Annotated in this window: 19 protein-coding genes; 4 read left to right on the plus strand and 15 right to left on the minus strand. The window is 62.6% G+C overall.

The features are described 5' to 3' along the window. Nucleotides 1-5: 5 nt before the first annotated feature. The 14 genes from BN873_RS18560 to BN873_RS18625 all read right to left on the minus strand — a co-directional run bounded on the left by BN873_RS18560 (nucleotide 6) and on the right by BN873_RS18625 (nucleotide 11,089). The gene (locus BN873_RS18560; protein ID WP_048677207.1) at nucleotides 6-2,801 is read right to left on the minus strand and encodes a conjugative transfer ATPase; all 2,796 of its coding nucleotides are present in this window, start codon (nucleotides 2,799-2,801) and stop codon (nucleotides 6-8) included. Continuing rightward, complete coding sequence (locus tag BN873_RS20640; RefSeq protein WP_048677210.1) at nucleotides 2,798-3,292, minus strand: hypothetical protein; 495 nt, start codon at nucleotides 3,290-3,292, stop codon at nucleotides 2,798-2,800. The genes BN873_RS18560 and BN873_RS20640 overlap by 4 nt, the downstream gene beginning before the upstream one ends. Next, the gene (locus BN873_RS18570) at nucleotides 3,276-4,913 is read right to left on the minus strand and encodes a TIGR03752 family integrating conjugative element protein (protein WP_048677213.1); all 1,638 of its coding nucleotides are present in this window, start codon (nucleotides 4,911-4,913) and stop codon (nucleotides 3,276-3,278) included. The genes BN873_RS20640 and BN873_RS18570 overlap by 17 nt, the downstream gene beginning before the upstream one ends. Then, nucleotides 4,885-5,841, minus strand: a complete 957-nt coding sequence (locus BN873_RS18575) for a DUF3438 family protein (protein WP_048677216.1) — start codon at nucleotides 5,839-5,841, stop codon at nucleotides 4,885-4,887. Before BN873_RS18575 ends, BN873_RS18570 begins: the two co-directional genes overlap by 29 nt. Nucleotides 5,842-5,844: 3 nt before the next feature. After that, nucleotides 5,845-6,477 carry a DUF2895 family protein gene (locus BN873_RS18580; protein ID WP_048677218.1) on the minus strand — a complete coding sequence of 211 codons (633 nt, stop codon included), beginning with the start codon at nucleotides 6,475-6,477 and terminating at the stop codon, nucleotides 5,845-5,847. Nucleotides 6,478-6,488: 11 nt separating this feature from the next. Beyond that, the gene (locus BN873_RS18585) at nucleotides 6,489-6,866 is read right to left on the minus strand and encodes a DUF3487 family protein (protein WP_048677221.1); all 378 of its coding nucleotides are present in this window, start codon (nucleotides 6,864-6,866) and stop codon (nucleotides 6,489-6,491) included. A 15-nt stretch (nucleotides 6,867-6,881) separates the two neighbouring features. Next, nucleotides 6,882-7,349 carry a hypothetical protein gene (locus BN873_RS18590; protein WP_048677224.1) on the minus strand — a complete coding sequence of 156 codons (468 nt, stop codon included), beginning with the start codon at nucleotides 7,347-7,349 and terminating at the stop codon, nucleotides 6,882-6,884. Further along, on the minus strand, nucleotides 7,342-7,584 hold the full coding sequence (locus tag BN873_RS18595; protein WP_048677227.1) for a hypothetical protein: 243 nt from the start codon (nucleotides 7,582-7,584) through the stop codon (nucleotides 7,342-7,344). Before BN873_RS18595 ends, BN873_RS18590 begins: the two co-directional genes overlap by 8 nt. Before the next feature lie 2 nt (nucleotides 7,585-7,586). Next, nucleotides 7,587-7,919, minus strand: a complete 333-nt coding sequence (locus BN873_RS20645) for an RAQPRD family integrative conjugative element protein (protein WP_048677230.1) — start codon at nucleotides 7,917-7,919, stop codon at nucleotides 7,587-7,589. Beyond that, the gene (locus tag BN873_RS18995; protein WP_053085462.1) at nucleotides 7,916-8,770 is read right to left on the minus strand and encodes a lytic transglycosylase domain-containing protein; all 855 of its coding nucleotides are present in this window, start codon (nucleotides 8,768-8,770) and stop codon (nucleotides 7,916-7,918) included. The genes BN873_RS20645 and BN873_RS18995 overlap by 4 nt, the downstream gene beginning before the upstream one ends. Nucleotides 8,771-8,835: 65 nt before the next feature. After that, nucleotides 8,836-9,564, minus strand: a complete 729-nt coding sequence (locus tag BN873_RS19000) for a lytic transglycosylase domain-containing protein (protein ID WP_053085463.1) — start codon at nucleotides 9,562-9,564, stop codon at nucleotides 8,836-8,838. A gap of 21 nt (nucleotides 9,565-9,585) precedes the next feature. Beyond that, nucleotides 9,586-10,455: a hypothetical protein gene (locus tag BN873_RS18615; protein ID WP_139031795.1), complete on the minus strand. Its 870-nt coding sequence runs from the start codon at nucleotides 10,453-10,455 to the stop codon at nucleotides 9,586-9,588. Beyond that, a complete protein-coding gene (locus BN873_RS18620; RefSeq protein WP_048677236.1) occupies nucleotides 10,452-10,670 on the minus strand; it encodes a hypothetical protein in 219 nt (72 codons plus the stop codon). Before BN873_RS18620 ends, BN873_RS18615 begins: the two co-directional genes overlap by 4 nt. Then, a complete protein-coding gene (locus BN873_RS18625) occupies nucleotides 10,667-11,089 on the minus strand; it encodes a hypothetical protein (protein ID WP_048677238.1) in 423 nt (140 codons plus the stop codon). The genes BN873_RS18620 and BN873_RS18625 overlap by 4 nt, the downstream gene beginning before the upstream one ends. Nucleotides 11,090-11,800: 711 nt before the next feature. Here BN873_RS18625 and BN873_RS18630 point away from each other — a divergent pair. From BN873_RS18630 to BN873_RS18645, 4 genes are all read left to right on the plus strand, one after another. Next, entirely contained in the window at nucleotides 11,801-12,397 is a 597-nt protein-coding gene (locus tag BN873_RS18630; protein WP_048677241.1) for a hypothetical protein, read from the plus strand. Nucleotides 12,398-12,857: 460 nt separating this feature from the next. Next, nucleotides 12,858-13,814 (plus strand): response regulator transcription factor, encoded by a 957-nt coding sequence (locus BN873_RS18635; protein ID WP_048677243.1) that lies wholly within the window; start codon nucleotides 12,858-12,860, stop codon nucleotides 13,812-13,814. A 126-nt stretch (nucleotides 13,815-13,940) separates the two neighbouring features. Continuing rightward, nucleotides 13,941-16,004 (plus strand): TonB-dependent receptor plug domain-containing protein, encoded by a 2,064-nt coding sequence (locus BN873_RS18640; protein WP_082161415.1) that lies wholly within the window; start codon nucleotides 13,941-13,943, stop codon nucleotides 16,002-16,004. An 11-nt stretch (nucleotides 16,005-16,015) separates the two neighbouring features. Continuing rightward, nucleotides 16,016-17,380, plus strand: coding sequence for a cytochrome P450 (locus BN873_RS18645; protein WP_048677247.1), 1,365 nt, complete (start codon nucleotides 16,016-16,018; stop codon nucleotides 17,378-17,380). A gap of 39 nt (nucleotides 17,381-17,419) precedes the next feature. On the opposite strand, the gene BN873_RS18650 is transcribed toward BN873_RS18645, so the two are convergent. Next, on the minus strand, nucleotides 17,420-18,668 hold a 1,249-nt coding region (locus tag BN873_RS18650), incomplete at its 5' end, for a sensor histidine kinase (protein WP_139031796.1).

Below are 18,668 nucleotides of genomic sequence, written 5' to 3' on the forward strand. Positions count from 1 at the left end.
CTCTCCTAGACTTGATGCTGACGCCGTCGCTCGGTTATTTCGCGAGCGACGAGCAAAGCGGCGTCCAGTTCCGAGAGGTGGTGCTGCTGCATCAATTGCAGCCGGTAGTTTTTCTCCGCGCCTTCGGTTTGGGCCAGGGCGAGCGCCACGGCAGGCGGCACCCACCGCACCAGGGCGGGTGGATACTTCTCCGAGAGCATGACGCCCTCGACAAAGCGCCCCGGGTCTTTGATCGCCATCGTGAGCAAGTGCTGTTCTTCGTCGCTCAGATTGCGGAATTGCGCGACCCGGCGCGCTTCCTCCGCGCCCATCGACAGCAGAAACCAGAACTCGGCCTGCGACAGAATCTGGCGCGCATCGGCGCTAAAATCGGAAAAGTCCTGGGTGGCGAACACCAGCCAGGTGTGGAGTTTGCGCCAGACCTTGGTACCCACGATAAAGCCCTTGACCGTGAGCGGGGTCTTGGAAATGTAGTGGCCTTCATCAAACCACACCTCGGTATGCCGGCCCGAGGCTTGATGCTTCTCGCTCCAAGCGGTGATGTTCGCCAGCAGCGACAGCACCGCCAGCGCCAGCATGTCCTCATTGCCGCTGGTGGTGAGGAGGCCCAGGTCGATATGCACCACATCATCGTTATCGGAAAACGGCTGGCCGTAGCGATTAAAAAAGTGACCCCGCAAGCCTTGCGTCCAGAGGTGCAGCGCATCGGCCATGCGCCGGATGGACAGGCGAATTTCCGGGATCGACTCCTCGTTGGCCATCCCCAGCAGGGCGCGATACACGTTTTCGGGACGGGCGTGGGGTTGCTCCGCCTGCGCGCTGGCTTCCAGCGCCCGGAGGAGCGCGGTTTGCATCACGGCGCGATCGGAACTGGTCAACGCCTCAATGTCCCGGGGTCGTCCACCGGTGATCATCAGTTCCGTCATGTACAACATCTCGGCCAGGTAGGACCGCTGTTCCTCCTCCTCCTCGCCCTCGCCCTCGGCGCGCAGTTCGCCCCGATGCTCGGCCAAAGCCTGTTGGGTATCCACATAGGGGGCGTAATGCACATCCTGGCTGCGATTGAAGATCAGTTGACGGGTCTGAAGACCCCAGCGCGCGTAGTAGGCGACCATCAGCCCAAACGAGTTGCCTTTTTCAATGATGATTTGTCGGGGCCGGTTGACCGCCATGGACTGCATGGCCTGGGCAATGGCGGTCGCGGATTTTCCCGAACCGGTCGGACCAAAAATCGTCATGTGCGCGACCCGCATCCGATCCCCCGCATGGTAGGGATTGAGGGTGAAGGTCTGACCGTCCCGCCGGTACATCACAAAACACGGATGCGACGTGCCGGTGCTGCGGCCATAGAACGGAAGCGTCGCCGCCACATGCGCGCTATAGGCGAAGCGGGAGCGCAGGCTGTGCAGGCGATCAAAGCGCCAGTCGTAAGCGCCCGGCAGATTGCGCACAAAGCTGTCATCCGCCAGAAGATCGTAGCGGGCCGGAATCGGCCGCAGCCGGGTCGGGATCAGGGCGTTTTCGGCCTGCCGGGTCCGATCCTCCAGATCGGCCAGGCTGGGGGCACGAAGGTACACTCCGATCTGCACATTAAGAACTCGCTGGTGATGACGCAGCGCGGCCTTGGCGACCTCGATTTCCTCACCGGCCGCGCGGGCCGCGTCAGAGGTCGTCTGTTCCACTGCCCTTTGCAACTGGTCCAGATGCGCCTCGACCACCACCGGCGGACGGGGAATGAGGGTCCAGACGAAAATGGTTTCTGGCGGCATCCAGTTCCACGGACAGGCCGTGACCGCCCGTTCCCGTTGCACGTCCAGGGTCAATGCGCCGTCGTTGGGCGTGACCTCAATGCCTTGGCACGTCAAATAGCGCGTATAGGTCGGCCCGAAGCGATACACGCCGCGATCCCGCTCGTCATCCCGGTCCGGGATGGGTTGCGGTGGAAACTGGAGCACCTGCTGGGCCAGTGCCCAGGCTACGCCCCGTTCTTCAGGCAGGGGCAACGGATTGGCCGCTAAAAAGGCGCGGGGGGAGTCATAACCGGGCACCACCGGCGTCAACCAGGGCAGCAGCCAATGGCGCGCGCCCTCCTCATCCAGCCGCTTGACCCGTACGCCGATCGCTTCCAGGCCGGACAGAAACGCGGTGATCGCCTGATTCAGTTGTTGCGCCGGCGTGTAACGGCGATGCCGCCACGCTTTTTCACTCGCCTTGCGATATAGACACAGATGAATCTGGTGATCAATCGCCCGCCAGCCTTTGGAAACCTCGCCGGATAAGCGCACCCGTTCGTCGTCGAAAATCCCTCGGGGCGAACCCATGATCTCAAAATGTTCGCGCATCGCTTCGCGCCAAACCTGCGAGAACGCGCTGTCGCGAAAAGCGTCCGGCGTGGCCGTCGCCAACGCCTCGGCCATGTTAACCGGCTCCCGATCTTCCAAATAAATCTGCGCGATGTAGGGGAAAGAGTCATCGTCCACCGGCAGCATTTGCAGCACATGATCCAATTGATCGTTGAACTGCGCCAAGCGTTCTGGAGAGCGGCCATCCAAATCCGCCGGATACAGCCGAAAGATCGCCGCCACCGAAATCCCGTCATCCAGTTGGAAGACCTGGTTTTGCGGATCGTAGTGGCTAAACGGCAAATAATCGGCAAAGGCCGGTCGCGCCTCAAACAGCGCCTCATAATCCCGTTGGCTGAGCGGCGCCTCTCGACCCAACAAGGGCCAGTCGCCGATCAGGCGCTTCCACCACTGGGAAAAGCGCGAGGGCGGGCGTCGATTCACCGTGGCGAAGTTCACGGAACGCTCCCCGCATATTCGCCTTCGCCCGGTTCCGCGTAAGACGTTCCCTCCCGCAGGGGAAAAACGGTGTAATAGCCCGGCACCGGCAAATCCCCCGCCCGATGGGGATACACGTAGCCGAGGATTTCCGGGTTGGGAAGCCGTTGAAAATCGTCCTGAAGGGCTGTTAATTCCTGATGACTCCGCCGACTGGGCGCGGTCATGAGGGGCGAGATCGGTTCCCCTGGGATCGGCGGCGCGGCGATCTCGGCAGACGCGAGCGGGCCGGACGTTGCCGCGACGCTCCGGGCGATCTCTCCCCCCAAGTGCTGCTCATAAATCTGTAAAGTCGTCGGGCCTTCATCGGGCAGCCGATCTTTTTCACTCGGCCCGGACGCGCAACTGGACAGGCCCAGCGTCAGTGCGAGAGTGAGCGTCAACACCCGTAAACGCGGCGTAACGCGCGGTACAGAACCTAACCGATCAAAGGAATCAATCGAGCGCGGCATGGGAAGCTCCTGGTGAGGCGTAGTCGTAACTCAGCTTGCGGCCATCGGTCGGGTAGTCGATGGCAATCTGCGATTCGACGAAAATTTGTACATCAATCCCCGGCGGCACGTAGACCACATCGAAAACGCCGTCGGCGCGTTCTCGCACAGAGTGGGCGATTTCGCTGGTAGTGCCGCTCATCCCTCTGCCCAAGGCGTATTCGTAAGTGTTGCCCGAGACATACGTGCTTAAACCGTTGACATCCCGATCCACGGTGACTTGGGAAGCGGCGTAGGCATTGGCGAGGCCCTCCAGGAAGGCCGCCAGGCTGCGATCCTGGAGATATTCCCCGGCATTGTTGAAAAACGCTCCCCGAATACAGGGTTTGCCCCATTGATCGGTGAGGTATCCCAGGTTTTCGTTGACGGAAGCGGCGGTGTCGGTATTCCCTTTCCCCTTGTGAACGGTATGCAGACGCCCGTCTTCAAAGGTGAAGGTCACGGTGTCGAGGTAGGCACGCACACAGGATTGCTCCCGGATACCCACCGCATAACCCGTCCAGACCGCATTGACGATGCCGGGAATGCGATGCCCATGGGTCGCCAGGTTGGTGGCCCCGGTGATCAGTTTGAAGCGGAACGGATCGCGTACGCTGCCCCGAACCGGCACCCGTCCCACCAACGGCGTCATGGTGGAGTTGTGAACCAGCGTGGCGGCGTCAGGAATCGTGTACACCGGAATAACGGCGGATGCGCCTTCTTGACCCAGTTTCACGGCAAAGGGATACCGCTTGGGCTGAAAGCGGTCGGCGTTATCCACCGCCTCCGGGCGATTCCTGACGTGGGCTTGGGCCTGTCCTGTGTGTTCCCCCGCGATATACGGATTAAAAGTGATGTAGCTGCCTTGCAGGCCGTAAGCCGTTTTGGTTTTCGCGACTCCTGACGCCGGACGTGAGGCATTGGCGCCGGCGCCGGCGTATCCGGCCAGGCGATCCGTCACCCCCTCCAAGCCTGGGACGCTGCGCAAGCGCTCCAGCAGGTCCCGATCGACCTGCGGCGCACCCGGCGCGCGATCATTGGGCTGGGCCTCGGAGGCGGGCGGGGGCGCGGCCTCGGGCGAGAGGATGCGATTGGCTTCAGGACGAGTTTGCGCCAAGGCGGTTTTGGCACCGGTCGCCAGTTGCTCGCGCAGCGCCCCTTGTTCCCGCGTTAATCGCTCAATTTCGGCCCGCAATTGTTGCGTCTCGGGCGCTGCGCCTGCGGCCTGGATTTTGTCGTCCAGCGCCTTGCGCGCCTCCTGCAAGGCACGATGGAGCTGTTCAACATCCTGCTGGGATTTTTGAATGGCGCGCTGGGTTTCCCTTTGCACCAGGTTTGAGGTTTGTTCCCGCTCGATGGCTCGCTGGTTTTCGCTTTCCTTGAACCGGTAGCCCATATCTTGGAGCAGCGCGGTCATCTTCTTGAGTTCTTCAGCGTAGGTCGGATCGTCGCCCCGCCGGTAGGTCGTCTCCTCGACCTTCGGCTTCACGAGGGACGGCGCCGGTTCCCGCTTAAAGAAGAAAAAAAGGGTCAGTCCCAGGGCGACCAGGCCCAGCAGGAGATAAACGACGATTTTAGTCAGGGCGATTTGAGGAAACCGCATGGCGATCCACCACCCGATTGAAAGGTTGTTGGGTGACTACGGCCCAGACCGTACCCTGGTGTCCGCTGCCCGCAGGCGCGAGGGTCGGATGCAGCGCGGCGACAAACGCCAGTTCCCCGCGCAAGGCGCGTGGATCGAAGGTCACGCGGTGCGCGCTGCGGTTATAGACGCCCAGTGCGGTCACGTAGAGTTCGCCGCTTTGCCATTGCGCCAGCGGACGCACCTCCAGATCCGCCGCCTGAACGCGCAGCCAGGCGCGGGCTTCCATCGGCTGCACCGGCACCCGGCTGGCTTCCAGCTCGGGAATCAAGCGCTGCGGCCCGGTGTAATGCGCCAAGGCAAAGCGCGCCAACGTCGCATAGCGGGGTCCGCCGGATCGGCCCCGTCCCGCGGTATCCTTGAGGAAATCCGGCACCAGGGCGCGGGCCGTCTGATCCAGGCGCGCCCGGTCACTGGGCGTCAAGGTCTGGGAGTGGGCCGCCGCTTGCAGGACGGGGTCGCGGAGGATCAGCGGATCGGGCACTTCCCCTTCCGTGCGAGCGCTGACATCCAGTTGGTACAACGTGCCGCTGACCGAGGTCGCCAACACGCGCACGGCGGCAAAGGGCGCCAGCGCGGTCCAATGCAACTGTCCGGTGGGCGTCAGCACGATGCGCGAGTCTTTTTCCACGGCCTGTGGCACATCCATGTCCGTAATCGGCTCCGGGAAATCAATGCGCCGCTCGCTGTTGACTTTGAGCGGCACGGCAATGGGGTTGCCCTGCCAAACCGCTTCCAGCGCGCCCGGGCTGATCGCTGCGGGAGTCGCAGCAGACGCGACCGCAGGCGTTACCGCGGGAGCCGCGTCAGATTCAGCCTGGGCCGCCGGCCAGGCGGCCAACGCCAATAAGGCCCCAAAGCAACGGACTGAACGGGAAAGCCATCGCATGATCTAACCTTTCTTGTCGTTGTCATCGCTCACCGGACGCGGCCCCGGTGGGAGATAGCAGTCAAAAGCCAACTGGTAGGCGTTGAGATCAACCGGCACCGCGTAATGCACAATGCGCAGCGGGTAGTGGTAGAGCCGCCGCCGAGTTTCCACGCCCTTGACGTGTTCTTCCAGCAGATACTCGACATGAACCTCCCAAGCATTGCGATCCAGTCGGGTCACTTTGAGCGGATCGAAAATTTCCGTGCCCACCGGCAGCAATTTGCGGGAGCGAAATTCATACAGGCTGGAGTTGCGCTCCCGGTGCATGGCGAGATCCTGATAGCAACTGGCCGTCAGGTAATTGCGCATGTCTTTGAGGTTGCCGGCGTAACTGCGCCCGCAATCCTCTGGACAGTAATTCAGCTTTTCCATGAGAATCTTGCTGAAGGCGTACACATACGACGGCGGAATTTCGCCAGGCGCGATAAACTGCGGGCGCGATAAATCCGGCGGCACATAAATGCGCAGAACGCTGGGCTGACGCCAAAAGGCCATTCCCAACAGCGCCAGCAGCACAAAGAGCATTCCAATGATGCGGTTGCGGTAGCGCAGCTCCTGCTCGTTCTGGGCGCGGTGGGTTTTCGCCAGCGACACGAGAGATCTCCCTACTCACGCTTCAAGGCTGAGCGAGACGGTTTGAGGTCCGCGCCGGCCCAACGTTGAGCTTGATAGATCACGCCGGGTTGGATAAACGGGGAGCGGAATCCCCGGACTTTCTTCCGATGCTTTTCGTAGAAAAGCGGCTTTCCCGCCCGTTGTGCATGAATCAAGCGGGTGAACCCATACGCCAAACCCACCCATAACCCCAGTCCAGGCAGGATGCCGATCACCGGGATGGACGTCAGCGCCATTGCGGCTACGGTTAACGGCAAGGCGATGGCCGCGCCGCGCCAGACGCAGGTCTTGATCTCGCTCCAGGTGCAGCCGAAATGCACCAGGGGTTCGCCTCGCTCCAGTTGGCTCAGGGTCAGGTCTGGCTTCACGGTGAGTTTCTTCCCTCAGCCGCCGCCAATGGTGATGGTCGGATTGATGTCGATCTGGGTCAGCCAGGTGTACACCAGCACCGCCAAGACCACGCCCACGATGACCACGGCCATCACCATCCCCAACGTTTTCATGAACAACGACCACTCGCCCATCCGCCGGGCTTCGCTCATGGTGCTGAACACATCGCCAATGCCGCCCACGACACCAAAACCCAGGGTGATGAACGTCGCGCAGAGGATCACCATCGCCAGAACCGTGATCACCTGTTCCAAAAACGGCTTGGTCGTCATGCTGGAGGGCAAGATCTTGTCCAGCGCAAACGACGGCCCGCCGGCGGCTTGGGCGCAGGCCCAATCCGGTAACAGCAGCGCGCCCAGCGCCAGCGCCAGCGCCAGCATCCAGAGCGAACCGGTATCCCGCCTGGCGATGCGGTTCCAAAGATCGGGCGCGGGCGGCAATAACAAAGACCGGCTAGTCATAAAACACTCCCAGTACCAGCAGAAGAACAAGAAACGCTGCGATGACCCGCAGCAAGGTTTGCGGCGCGTGATACCACTTCCCCTGCGCCGCTTCGTGCCCAACCTGGAGAATCCAGGCCAGAATCAGCACTCCTCCTACGCCGGCGCACACCACCAGCAATCCACCCGCCACATTGGGCGCATCCAATTGCGTGGCGCTATGAAACGCGGACAGCACATCGGCAAAAGAGGCCATGATTAACGGCGCCTCGTGAGCGGGGTCTTCACGCTGGGCGGCGGCGCGGTATGGACCACGGTATGGCTCTCGTTGAGATAGTCCGCCGTGCGCGCCCGGGTCGTGCGCAATTGCTCCAACAAGGCGCTGTAGTTGAACCGCACCGGCGCTCGATCCTTCCGGTAGCGATTCTGTAATTCCTCGGCATAGCTGATCAGGTAATCCAGGTCCTTGATCAGCGCGTCAATCGCGGCCTGTTGCGGAGCCTCCTGCGCCTGGACGGCAGACAGGCTCAGGCTGGTCAAGCCCGCCCATAACAGCGCCCGCCCGCGTGGAGAAAGAAAACATCGCGTCATGACCTTGGCACTCCCGGACTCAATGAGAGACGCGCCAGGCGATGGGTAATTTGGCGCACGTAGTTTTCGGTTTCGGGATAGGGCGGAATCCGGCGACCGTAACGATCCACCGCGCCTTCGCCCGCGTTGTAGGCGGCCAGCGCCAGCGCCAGATCCTGGTCGAAATAATTCAAGAGCCATTTCAGGTAACGCATACCGGCCCGTAAATTGGGTTCCGGTTGATGACGCGCGTCACGGGGTAAGCCGAACCGCTCGGCGGTCTCCGGCATCAGTTGCATCAGGCCCACCGCGCCCTTGGGTGAGACAGCGTCCGGCTGGTGGGAGGATTCGGTCTGCACCATGGCGTGAATCAGAGCCGGATTCAGGCCCTCTTCGCGAGCGACTCGCTCGATCAGAGGCGACCATTGGGCCATCCGGTCACGGGCCACCGCCGATTCGGGTAAGGGAGGCGTTCTGGACGAGCCGGTGATGGCTTGCGCCCACTGCCGGGCCGCTTCATTGAGCGTGACGCGCGGGGAGGTCACCGCCCACAGCGGCACCACGGAATCCGCGTCCCAACGCCAGCCCACGGGACCCACATAGAGCGTCACGCCCGCCGCCCGTCCCGTCTCCAACACCGCCGCCATGGCCTCGCGGTTTTCGGGATAGACGGTCTCGCAGCGATCCCCCACGCACAGCCGCACGGTCCAAGGCCACGGCAGGGGCGCTTGAGCGTAGCGCGATGGCCGACCCGAGCATTGCAACGCCAGGCCGTAGAGCGCATCGGCTGAAAGTTGATATTTGGCGGCAATCTGTTGGTATAAAAAAGGTGTTTCCGCCAAAGCCGATGCGCCCAGGCCGAGGCTCAGCATCAAAAAACCGACCCTCCCGGCGGAGGGACGGAACCCGGAGGAAAAGAGAGCGGGTAGGCGCATGGCTATTGCCCTACCGTGGTCGGTTCGCGGGAGCGTTCCCGCGGATCCTGCGCGGTGAGCGCGCCAGACCGCTGCGCCTGCCGCTGCTCATCGGCGAGCGTCAGCCAGGGGTGGAGTTGCAGCGCGCGGTTTTGCTGTTGTCGATAAAGGGAGTAAAAGCCGAAAACCCGGCGCACATAGGCTTGGGTTTCCCGGTAAGGCGGAATCTGGCGACCATACTTGAGGACCGCGCCTTCACCGGCGTTATAAGCGGCGATGGCCAGCGTCCAGTGGCCTAAGTAGTTGCGCAGCCATTTGAGATAACGGATGCCGGCGCGCACATTTTTGACCGGATCGGTACGGTCGCCGGCGAGCAGTCCGAAGCGTTGCGCGGTGGCTGGAATCAGTTGCATGAGTCCGACCGCGTTTTTAGGCGATCCCGCGTAGGGGTTGTAAGCGGACTCGACGCTGATCACGGCATGAACCAGCGCCGGATCAATGCCCTCGCTCAACGCAAGGGCGTCAATGAGGGGTTTCAGAAGGGTCACGTAAGCCCCCTTAGGCATTTTGACCAGCGCGGGCGTGACGTCGGGTTCAAGCGTCGTCAGGTTTCTGGCCTCCGCAATTTCCGGTGGAGACCAGGGATGTTGTAAGTCCGCCAAGGCTCCTTCATGGACCGGCCCCAGCGCGGATCGGCCCGAGGGTTCAGGTTTATCCGAGCACGCAGCGAGAAACGCGGTGAGTAAAAACATCAGAACCCGGCCCCTCATCGGTCACAGTTTCGCCCGCACCGCGCCCTGGCGACGCAGCAGCGCCACGGGACTTTTCCCGTTGCCCAATCCGCCGAAGATCACCGGGTCAAAACGACGGGGCGCGACGCGGGCCACTGCGTCGGCGCGCGTTTCCGCCGGGACCGGCCATTTTTCCATCCAAGCCAGCAATCCCTGGGTGTCCTTAAATCCGCGTCCGTACAACTGGACGCGCACTCCCGGCGTTTTCAAGACCTGGTTTAACTTCTGGTAACAGGCTTCCTGGCAATCCGCGTCGATTAATAAATCGACGGTATCCCCGGCTTGGGGAGTCACCGGCGGAACCGTAGTCGCCGGGTCTCTCTGGGCTGGGTTCTCCGGGAGCGGTGAGAATGCGGGGGGCGTCGCCAGACCTAGCCGGTCGGCGCGCGCGCGCCAATAGCCCGGACTGTTGGCTGCTTGCGGCAGCTTGGAAAAATCAAACAAGGCTTCCAGGCCAAACCATTTCAGTTGCGTCGCCGCGACCAATGAAGCGAAGCCGGTTTGATCGCTGACGCGCCGGCGCTCGGCTTTCAGGTATTGCTCAGCATATCGGCCCCGCTTGACCGGATCGGTTTCGATGATGCCGAGCACCATCACCGGATCGAGGTGGGCATAGAAATAACGCCCCTCGACGTTCATGTACTCCCGATACTTCGTCACGTCTTCTGCGGTCAGGCTCCAGTGCCTGGCGAAGGCTTCGTCGCTCACTTCCTCAAAGCGGGTATGTTCAACGGGGGTCGCGGTAATGGCGGCGGCTTGCGCCGGCGCACGGCTCGAACCCAGGGCGGTTAATCCCATGCACAGCGTCAACGACCACCAGGTCGGGCGAGAGGATGCGCGCCTTTCGTTCACCGGGCGTCCACCCTGAATTTTTCAATCGAATCCGAGGAAACCGTCACCACCGGCGTCGGGATCGGCGCCAGGTATCCTTCCGGCAGACGCCAGTAGTGGCGTTCTGACCAAGCGACCGTGAGGTCGCGCTGCGGGTAGAGCGCGGGTTCCACCGCCGCCGGGGGGGTTTGACACCCGGCGAGCACCGTGATCAGGAGCGCGCTAACGGTTCTCATGGTGATCTCCCTCCCCAGAGGACTGCGGGCCGATACGCCCACCGCTGTTCAAAACTCACTCGCCGGTTAAGAGGGTCCTCCACTAACTGCCAGGCCGGACCCGCCAAGCGCTCCAGCACAGTCGCCAGCTCGCACGGCCCGATGTCGCGCTGGTTCTGGGGGTACGGCTGCGCGTACAGCCGCCCGATCTCGGGATCGGCCGCCGCCGCGTCCGCCAACTGGTAGCCGGTGTCGTGCAGGATTTCCCGCAGGCCCTCCAGAAGGGTGCGGCCCTGGATCCGCTGGTAGACGGTCTGGTGGAGGTCGAGAGTGACCGGTGGCTCAGTGATGATGGTATAGCCGTGGTAGAGCGGTTCCGCCGCGTGGCTGGCGGGCAGCGCCAGCATCGTGGCGAGTCCGAGCAAGGACGCTGGGGTCATCGAAAAATTCTCCGGCGCTGGCATAGGATTTCGAGAAATTCAGTCATACTTTATTTATTATTGAATATTATTTAATCAAACTAAAAATAGTATTGCAAGTCTTTCGAAAAATTTTTCAATCCTCCTGTCCTGCAGAACGGGGCGGGTCAAGCCGGACGTCCCCTCCGGTATCCCGAGGTCAGTCCATGACCTGCTGAAGAGTGACTTCACCGCCTAGCCGGGAGAGGGGCGCGGCGCGCGCGCGCTGTTCGCCAGTCCCCGTGCGGTGGACCGGGTACGGGGTGAGGAACCCAGGGGAGACGCGCCGCCACCGCCGCCGGGCGCAGTGGTTGCGCAAAACGCCCGGTGGGAACCGTCCGTTGAATCTCTACGGGTCCATTCCCCGCAGCTTGCTGCGGGGTCGTTGATTCGGGCGCGGAACGGGAGGTGGCCGCGTCCAAACGCCGGGCCGCGGCTCGATCCCCGCACCGATCGGGGAATCGAGGAGGTCGCGGCGGTGACTCGACCCGAAAAGCGGCGCGGGAACAGCCGCTTTTCCCTACGGGAAGTCGGCACACCGGGGCGGTCTGCCGAAGTATGCTCGATCGCCCGCCGGCCCCTTCGTCCAGGCGACGCAACGGCGACCCTCGCATCAGCGGCCGCCCGAGGTCGGGGCTTTCACCCCAGAAAATCCGATAAGGCTCTATAAAAGGTATGCAAAAATATGTTTAAATGAACAAGAAATTTTCCCCCACTGCATCGACCCCCGTGAAAAAACGCAAAGGCAGAAAAGATCCGAACGTGCGAGTGACTGACGCCGGTCCGGTCACCGGCGACCAGTATTTGAAGCTCCAGCAGAAAGTGGGACTTGAGTTAGCCGATTACCACGCGCTGCTGGGCATCAGCATGAAGGAGCATTACCTGATCACCGTGAACCCCGCCGAACCGCTGGCCGATCCGGGCTTGTGCCTGCATGTGCGCTTGCTCGACGAGTATCCGGAATTGGTCGATCCCGAACCGGAGGTGATGGAACTGGTGCAGACGGTCAAGCGGGTCCGGCGCGACCACCCCGAAACGCCGTGGCCCATGCCGGCGACCGCCGGCTTGGTGGCCCTGATGTTAGGCCGCAACAGTCAAACGGCCACCACCTGGAGCACCGGCCGCACGGTCCCCGCCCGGAAAATCATGGCGCTGGTCCATCATCTGCTGACGCTGCTGGCCGAACGCGACGATCCCGATCGCGTGCTCGTGCGCTATTGCGAACTCATCGATCGGGAAGGCCAAGCCCGGGGCATCGACGACATCTTTACGAGCCGACGCTGGCCCTGAACGCGGGGCGCTGCGGGTGAAGACGGTCCTCCCTGGCCGAATCCGCGGGCCGAAAAAACGCGCGCAGCCCGAAGGGCGCGGGCGGGATCCCGTTGAGGCCAGAGACCGCCGAACGGTTCAGCGCGACCGCTCCTGGGGACCCGGCCTACCGCCTCGCCGGCGGCGCCCGCTCGGGGCGCAGGCCGCTGGATCGCGATGACGAAAACGTAGCACGGGCGGGGGCCGGCTATAATGTGGGCGAGGGCGCAGTGAAACGCTCGGGCGGCGTCCCGCCTTAGCGGGAGACGCACGATGACGTGAAGAGGGTACAGAACATCCATCCAGGGTGGAGCCGCGCAGTCGCCGACCCCTGGGCGGGAGAAAAGCGGCGATCCAACCGACCGACCCACTCGTTCAAAAGATCAGGTTTCCGCCATGATTCCATTCGGTTGATCCGTTTAGTGCGCGGGAGAGGCGACCAATGACCTTGAAGCCACACGACCAACGCCATTCCATTCTGGTGGCGCACCACGAAGACCCGCTGCGGGTCGCGCTCAGGAAGACGCTGAAAGAAGTCGGTTATCATCAAATCGCCGTCGCCGACACCGGACGGAACACCCTCAACCGATTGCTGCGCGACCGCTATCATCTGTTGATCGTTCCCCTGGAATTGCCGGACCTGAACTGCTGGCAGCTCCTACGGATGGTCAAAAGCAGTGCGTTCTGTTCGCCCCAACTGCCCGTGCTGGTCGTCTGCGACGCCCAGCAAATGCCCTTGGCCGAACCCCTGGCGCACGAACATCAGGCCCGTTTGCTGGCGCTGGACGACTTCGCACAACTGCCGAACGCCGTGGCCGCCTGCCTCAACGGACCCCAAAAGCCCACGGTCTTAATCATTGAAGATCACCCGGGCACGGCCCGACTCATCGAATTGAATTTGAAGATCAATTTTGAAGTTGAAATCGCATTGACGGGCCAGGAGGGACTGGAGGCGTGGCGAACCCAGCAGCACGATCTCGTCCTGCTCGACTTGATGTTGCCGGACACGAACGGATCGGAAGTTCTCCGACGAATCATCGCCGAAAAACCCCACCAGCTCGTCGCCATCCTTACCGCCCGTTCGGAGCGGAAAACCCACCAGAACGCGATGTTGGCCGGTGCGGCGGCCTTTTTATCGAAACCCATCGATCTCCACCAATTACCGGCCTTTTGCGAGCAGGTTTTGCACTACGGCGCTTATTTGAGCCAGCGGGCGTTACAGTACCGCCAGCAAGAGCGTGATCGGGCCATCAACCAGCGCGTGCAAGCCGCCGATTTTCTATTGGAATCGGGTCAAGCCGGCATGGCGTCCCAGCATCTCAAGCGAGTGATCGCCACACGATCGGGCGAACCGATCGGCGACGATGGGTGGGCCCGATTGTTGACCGAATTCGAGTGATCGCTCAGAAATTGTGCGGTTCAAATTTAAGCACGCCAGTTATTTTGAAATTTTAGCGGGTGCCACATCAGGAATATTTCAATTTATTCGTTTTTGTTGGCGTTCGATAACAGGTAGGTCATCTCAATGCGCGTTAATGTTGCCCGACACGCTACGATCGTTTCGTTCTTGGTTGCAACCCCGGTCTTCGCGAAAGAAGACGTTTCCCAGTTTTATGGGGAAGATGAGGACATGATCAGCCTCGCGACCGGCACGACTCAGCCCCTAGCGACCGCCCCGGCGGTCGCCACCGTGATCACGTCCGAGGACATCGAACGCCTCGGGGCCACCACGCTGGCCGAGGTGTTGGAAACCGTGCCGGGCTTGCATGTCGGCACGGAGCGCGCGGTCAGCGACATTTTCGTGATTCGAGGATTTTTTCACCCGTTTAACGTCCAAGTGCTGGTCTTGATCAACGGGATTCCGGTCAATGATGCCGCCAACGGCGGTCGGCCCCAGGCGTGGCGCATGCCAGTCCACAACATCGCCCGGATCGAGATCATGCGCGGACCGGGTTCCGCCCTGTACGGCGCGGATGCGTTTGCCGGCGTCATCAACATCACCACCAAAACCGTCCAAGACATTCGCGGCGCCGAAGTGGGTCTCCTCGGCGGGTCGTTCGATACGGCGGGCGTTTGGGCGCTGTACGGCAAACGAAACCAAGAGGATGAGCAAAGCCAGGATTTAGAGGTCGCGCTGGCGCTGGAGGCCACGACAACCGATGGCTATTCAGGCACGGTTCGGGCCGATCAACAATCCCGAATCGACGCCTTGCTGGGAACGTCGGCATCCCTGGCGCCGGGACCGCTCCATACCGGACGAGACGATTTCAATGCCCGGATCGACCTCGCGCGGCCGAACCACTGGCGCTTCCGGGCGGGCTATCAGGGGTTTCACGACGTGGGCACCGGCGCGGGTCTCGGGCTGGCCCTCGACCCGAGCGGCGCGGTGGACGTGAATTTGTTCAACGCGGATTTCACCTACTATCCGTCCCTGCCGAAACCGTGGGAGGGCGACATCCAAGCCAGCTATCTCCGCACGGTCACCGAGGGGAACGTCACCATCCTGCCCCCCGGCACGCTACGCGGCCTGTTCCCGGATGGCGTTCGCAATGCCTTCACCTATGCCGTCGATCAATTCCGGTTCGGCGGCACGATCCGCCACGATGGGTTCTCCGGCCACCGGCTACGCTTCGGCGCGGGCGTCAATTACACCGCGAACGCCACCGAGGAAAAGGTGAACTACCTCGCGACGCCCGCCGGCCCGATCATTCCGGCGGGCCGGTTCGCGGATACCCGCGAGCTGGGTATCGACAAGGCGTTGCCCGACGCGGATCGAACCAATATATACGGTTTCGCGCAAGACGAATGGCATCTGGCGCCGGACTGGCATTTGACGGCCGGCGTGCGCGTCGATCGCTATTCGGACTTCGGCACGACGGTCAACCCGCGGTTGGCCCTGGTCTGGAACACCGCGCCGGATTTGATTTTCAAAGCGCTGTACGGACGCGCCTTCCGGGCGCCGGCGTTCTTCGATCTCTACGGCAACAGCCCCTTCATCCTAGTGGGCAATCGCGACATTCGGCCCGAGACGATCGACATGTTGGAGTTCGTGGCGTTGAAAAGCTGGACGCCCTACCCTCTGACGACCAGCCTCAACGTGTTCGGGTACGAAACGGACGACCTGATCGCGATCGAACCGACCGATCCGCTCGCTTTCGCCAGTCCCTCCACCAATCGCAACGTCGAGGGCACGCGCGGTCGCGGTTTCGAATTCGAGGCGTGGTACGATCCCACGCCCGGCCTTCGCCTCAAATTCAACTACGCCTACCAGCAAAGCCGGGACCAGGAGACGGGCGCCCGGGAAACCCTCGCGCCCGCGCGGCAAGTCTACGGCGAGGTCAACTGGCGCTTTCAACCCCACTGGCAGCTCAACGCACGGGTGAAATGGATTTTCGATCCCTTCGACCACGCCCTCGCCGATCTGGCCCTGCGTCGTACCGATGTGGCCGATCACATGGATTTCACCCTGCTCGTGAACAACCTGTTCGACGTCGAAGCGAACGAACCCTCCCTGTTCTCGCGGGCATTGCCGGATGGCGTACCCTTGCCGGGCCGCAACGTGATGGCGCAAATCCGCTATCGTTTTTAAGGAGAAATCTGATGGAAACCCACATCGCTCCCGGCCCGGCCGGTTGGCCGGGCGTCGGCGTGTTGCCCGCCGTGATCCGGGACACGCTCGGTTTTTTCACGACCACGGCGGCCCGCTACGGCGACATCGCCCGCTTTCGGGGAGGCCGCGAAACGTGCCACCTGATCAGCCGGCCCGACGCCATCGGCCAGGTTTATCAAGCGGACACCGAACGGTACTACAAGGGAAAGTTTTACCGGCTTTTGAGCGCGGCGCTGGGCGATGGCCTGGTCACCCGCAACGGCGACGCCTGGCGGCGGCAACGCCGATTGATGCAGCCGGCCTTGCGGAAAAACCGCGTGGGCGCGTGGCTCGACATCATTGAGGCGCAAACCGACGCCTCAATGGACGCTTGGGAACCCGCGACGACCGACGGGCGACCGGTCGAAATGGCCGGCGAAATGCTGAATCTGGTCCAAGCCATCATCGTCCGCATCCTGTTCGGGCGCGGCGTCAATTACGCCGCGACGTCGGTGATCGCCGACGCCGTAAAGGACATCAACACGCATCTGATGCGTCAGATCATCCGACAACCGCTCTTCGGCGGTCTGCTCAACCGCCTGCCCTCACCCGCCAACCGGCGGTTTCACGGCGCGGTTTGTCGCGTGAAAGACACGGTGGCGAGCCTGCTCGATCAATCCGCGCGGCACCGGGATTCGGGGGACGGCGATGCGCTGCTGATGGTGTTCCAGGCGGCGCGCGACCGGGAAATCGGCGACGGAATGCAAGCCGCCGAGCTGCGAGACGAACTGGTCAACCTGTTTCTCGCCGGTCATGAAACCACGGCCCAGGCATTGGCCTGGACGTTTTATTTTTTGGCGTCGCACCCGGACCACGCGGAACAAGTTCGCGCCGAGAGCGACCGGGTTTTGAGCGATGCCCCCGGCACGGCCGAACAATACGACCAATTGGTCTATACCCGTCAAGCCATCGACGAATCCATGCGTTTGATGCCGCCGATTTTCATGGTATCGCGCACGCCGATGGCCGATGAACCCCTTGGAGGCTTCGTGATGCCCAAGGACTCGCTGGTCATCCTGAGTCCTTACGTGATGCACCGACACCCGGCTTATTGGGACGTACCCGACCGGTTCGACCCGAGTCGGTTCGCGCCCGACCGGTCGGACACCCGACCCCGCCACGCCTACTTCCCGTTCGGCGGCGGCCCCCGCCTTTGCTTGGGGATGCACCTCGCCCTGCTGGAGATGGTGGTCATCGTGGCGCGGGTGCTCAAAAACTTTCACCTGACGCTGGCGCCCGACGCGCGGGTGGTCCCCGAACCGGCCTTGATCTTGCGGCCCAAATATGGCCTCCGATTGAACGCGCAGCGGCGTTGAGGCCGGCGGATCGGCGCGTCCCGCCCCGTCGAGGCCGGCTCAACGAATCGGCAAGGGAATCTCTACCCGAAAGCGGGACCCCACCCCCGGCGTGCTGTCCACGGCGATGGCGCCCCCCAGGAGCTGGCAGACATTTTTAGTGATCGCCAGCCCCAACCCGGTGCCGCCGTAACGGCGCGTATCGCTCATGTCCACTTGGCGGAACGGCTCGAAAATGAGTTTCAATTGGTCCTGGGGAATACCGATACCCGAATCCGCCACCTCGATCGACAGAACGCCGTTTCCGGCGCGCACCCGGAGCCGCACCGCGCCGTCGTGGGTGAACTTGCAGGCGTTGTCCAGCAAGTTGCGGAGGATTTGGCGGATTTTATCGTCGTCGAGCTCGATGCGTCGCAGGCCCTCGCAAATCACGTCCACGCGATTGCGATTGCGGGCGGCGTGCAGCTTCAGCGCCGCGACCACCTCGTTGACCAAGCGGGGCAGATCGACCCATTCCCGCGCGACCTCCCGTTTGCCCGCTTCGAGCGCCGCCAGTTCGAGCACCTGATTGATGCGCAGCAAGAGTTCGTCGGACGCGGTGAGCACGATCCCGAAATACTCCGCCAACATCCCGAGAATCGCCGGGTCGGCGTCGCCTTCCAAAAACTTCAGTTGCTTTTCGCTCTCTTGGGTGTAGCCGATGATGGATTGGAGCGGTGTGCGCATCTCGTGGGACATGGTGGCCAAAAACGCCGATTTGTAGCGGTCGGCGGTCAGGGCCAGGTCCCGCGCCGCACTGAGGTCCTGGGTTCGCATCACCACTTCGGATTCCAACGCAGCGCGGTGTTGTTCCAGCGCGGCGCGGTGCTGTTCCAATCGGTCCAGCAGGTCGTTGAACACCCGGCCGATCTCGCACGTTTCTGCCGGACCCGTGACGGCGGCGCGGGCGCCGGTTTCGCCAGCCTGCATTCGCCGCATCACGCCGGCGAGCCGATCGAGCGGATCGGTCAAGCGGCGCAAAAAGACTTGGAGCGCCGCGAAGATGCCGGCCGCCAGCACCAGCGCGATCGCGCCGTTCAGCGCGAACAGCCACCCGCGCAATTGCGCCAGCGGTGCCTTGCGCCAGGCGACCGCGACGTAGCCGAGCAATTGCGTCTCGTTTCGGGCCGCCATCGGCGACACCTCGTCGGCGCCGGTGCGCACGGGCGCGACGAAATACCAACAATCGCGGTCTTCGTGGATCGGCGCGGCGCTCGGGCGCCCTCCGGTCGCGGGCGGCACGCGCGGCCAGCGGCCCGCGTCGGGCGAG

Origin of the sequence: Candidatus Competibacter denitrificans Run_A_D11, from assembly GCF_001051235.1 — a bacterium.
Taxonomy (GTDB): domain Bacteria; phylum Pseudomonadota; class Gammaproteobacteria; order Competibacterales; family Competibacteraceae; genus Competibacter_A; species Competibacter_A denitrificans.

Coding starts and splice junctions, on each gene's coding strand:
- BN873_RS18645 (WP_048677247.1), top strand. CDS start 16,016: ATGGAAACCCACATCGCTCCCGGCCCGGCCGGTTGGCCGGGCGTCGGC.
- BN873_RS18570 (WP_048677213.1), bottom strand. CDS start 4,913: ATGCGGTTTCCTCAAATCGCCCTGACTAAAATCGTCGTTTATCTCCTG.
- BN873_RS18630 (WP_048677241.1), top strand. CDS start 11,801: ATGAACAAGAAATTTTCCCCCACTGCATCGACCCCCGTGAAAAAACGC.
- BN873_RS18625 (WP_048677238.1), bottom strand. CDS start 11,089: ATGACCCCAGCGTCCTTGCTCGGACTCGCCACGATGCTGGCGCTGCCC.
- BN873_RS18590 (WP_048677224.1), bottom strand. CDS start 7,349: ATGACTAGCCGGTCTTTGTTATTGCCGCCCGCGCCCGATCTTTGGAAC.
- BN873_RS18575 (WP_048677216.1), bottom strand. CDS start 5,841: ATGCGATGGCTTTCCCGTTCAGTCCGTTGCTTTGGGGCCTTATTGGCG.
- BN873_RS18635 (WP_048677243.1), top strand. CDS start 12,858: ATGACCTTGAAGCCACACGACCAACGCCATTCCATTCTGGTGGCGCAC.
- BN873_RS20640 (WP_048677210.1), bottom strand. CDS start 3,292: ATGCCGCGCTCGATTGATTCCTTTGATCGGTTAGGTTCTGTACCGCGC.
- BN873_RS19000 (WP_053085463.1), bottom strand. CDS start 9,564: ATGTTTTTACTCACCGCGTTTCTCGCTGCGTGCTCGGATAAACCTGAA.
- BN873_RS18620 (WP_048677236.1), bottom strand. CDS start 10,670: ATGAGAACCGTTAGCGCGCTCCTGATCACGGTGCTCGCCGGGTGTCAA.
- BN873_RS20645 (WP_048677230.1), bottom strand. CDS start 7,919: ATGACGCGATGTTTTCTTTCTCCACGCGGGCGGGCGCTGTTATGGGCG.
- BN873_RS18640 (WP_082161415.1), top strand. CDS start 13,941: ATGCGCGTTAATGTTGCCCGACACGCTACGATCGTTTCGTTCTTGGTT.
- BN873_RS18595 (WP_048677227.1), bottom strand. CDS start 7,584: ATGGCCTCTTTTGCCGATGTGCTGTCCGCGTTTCATAGCGCCACGCAA.
- BN873_RS18995 (WP_053085462.1), bottom strand. CDS start 8,770: ATGCTGAGCCTCGGCCTGGGCGCATCGGCTTTGGCGGAAACACCTTTT.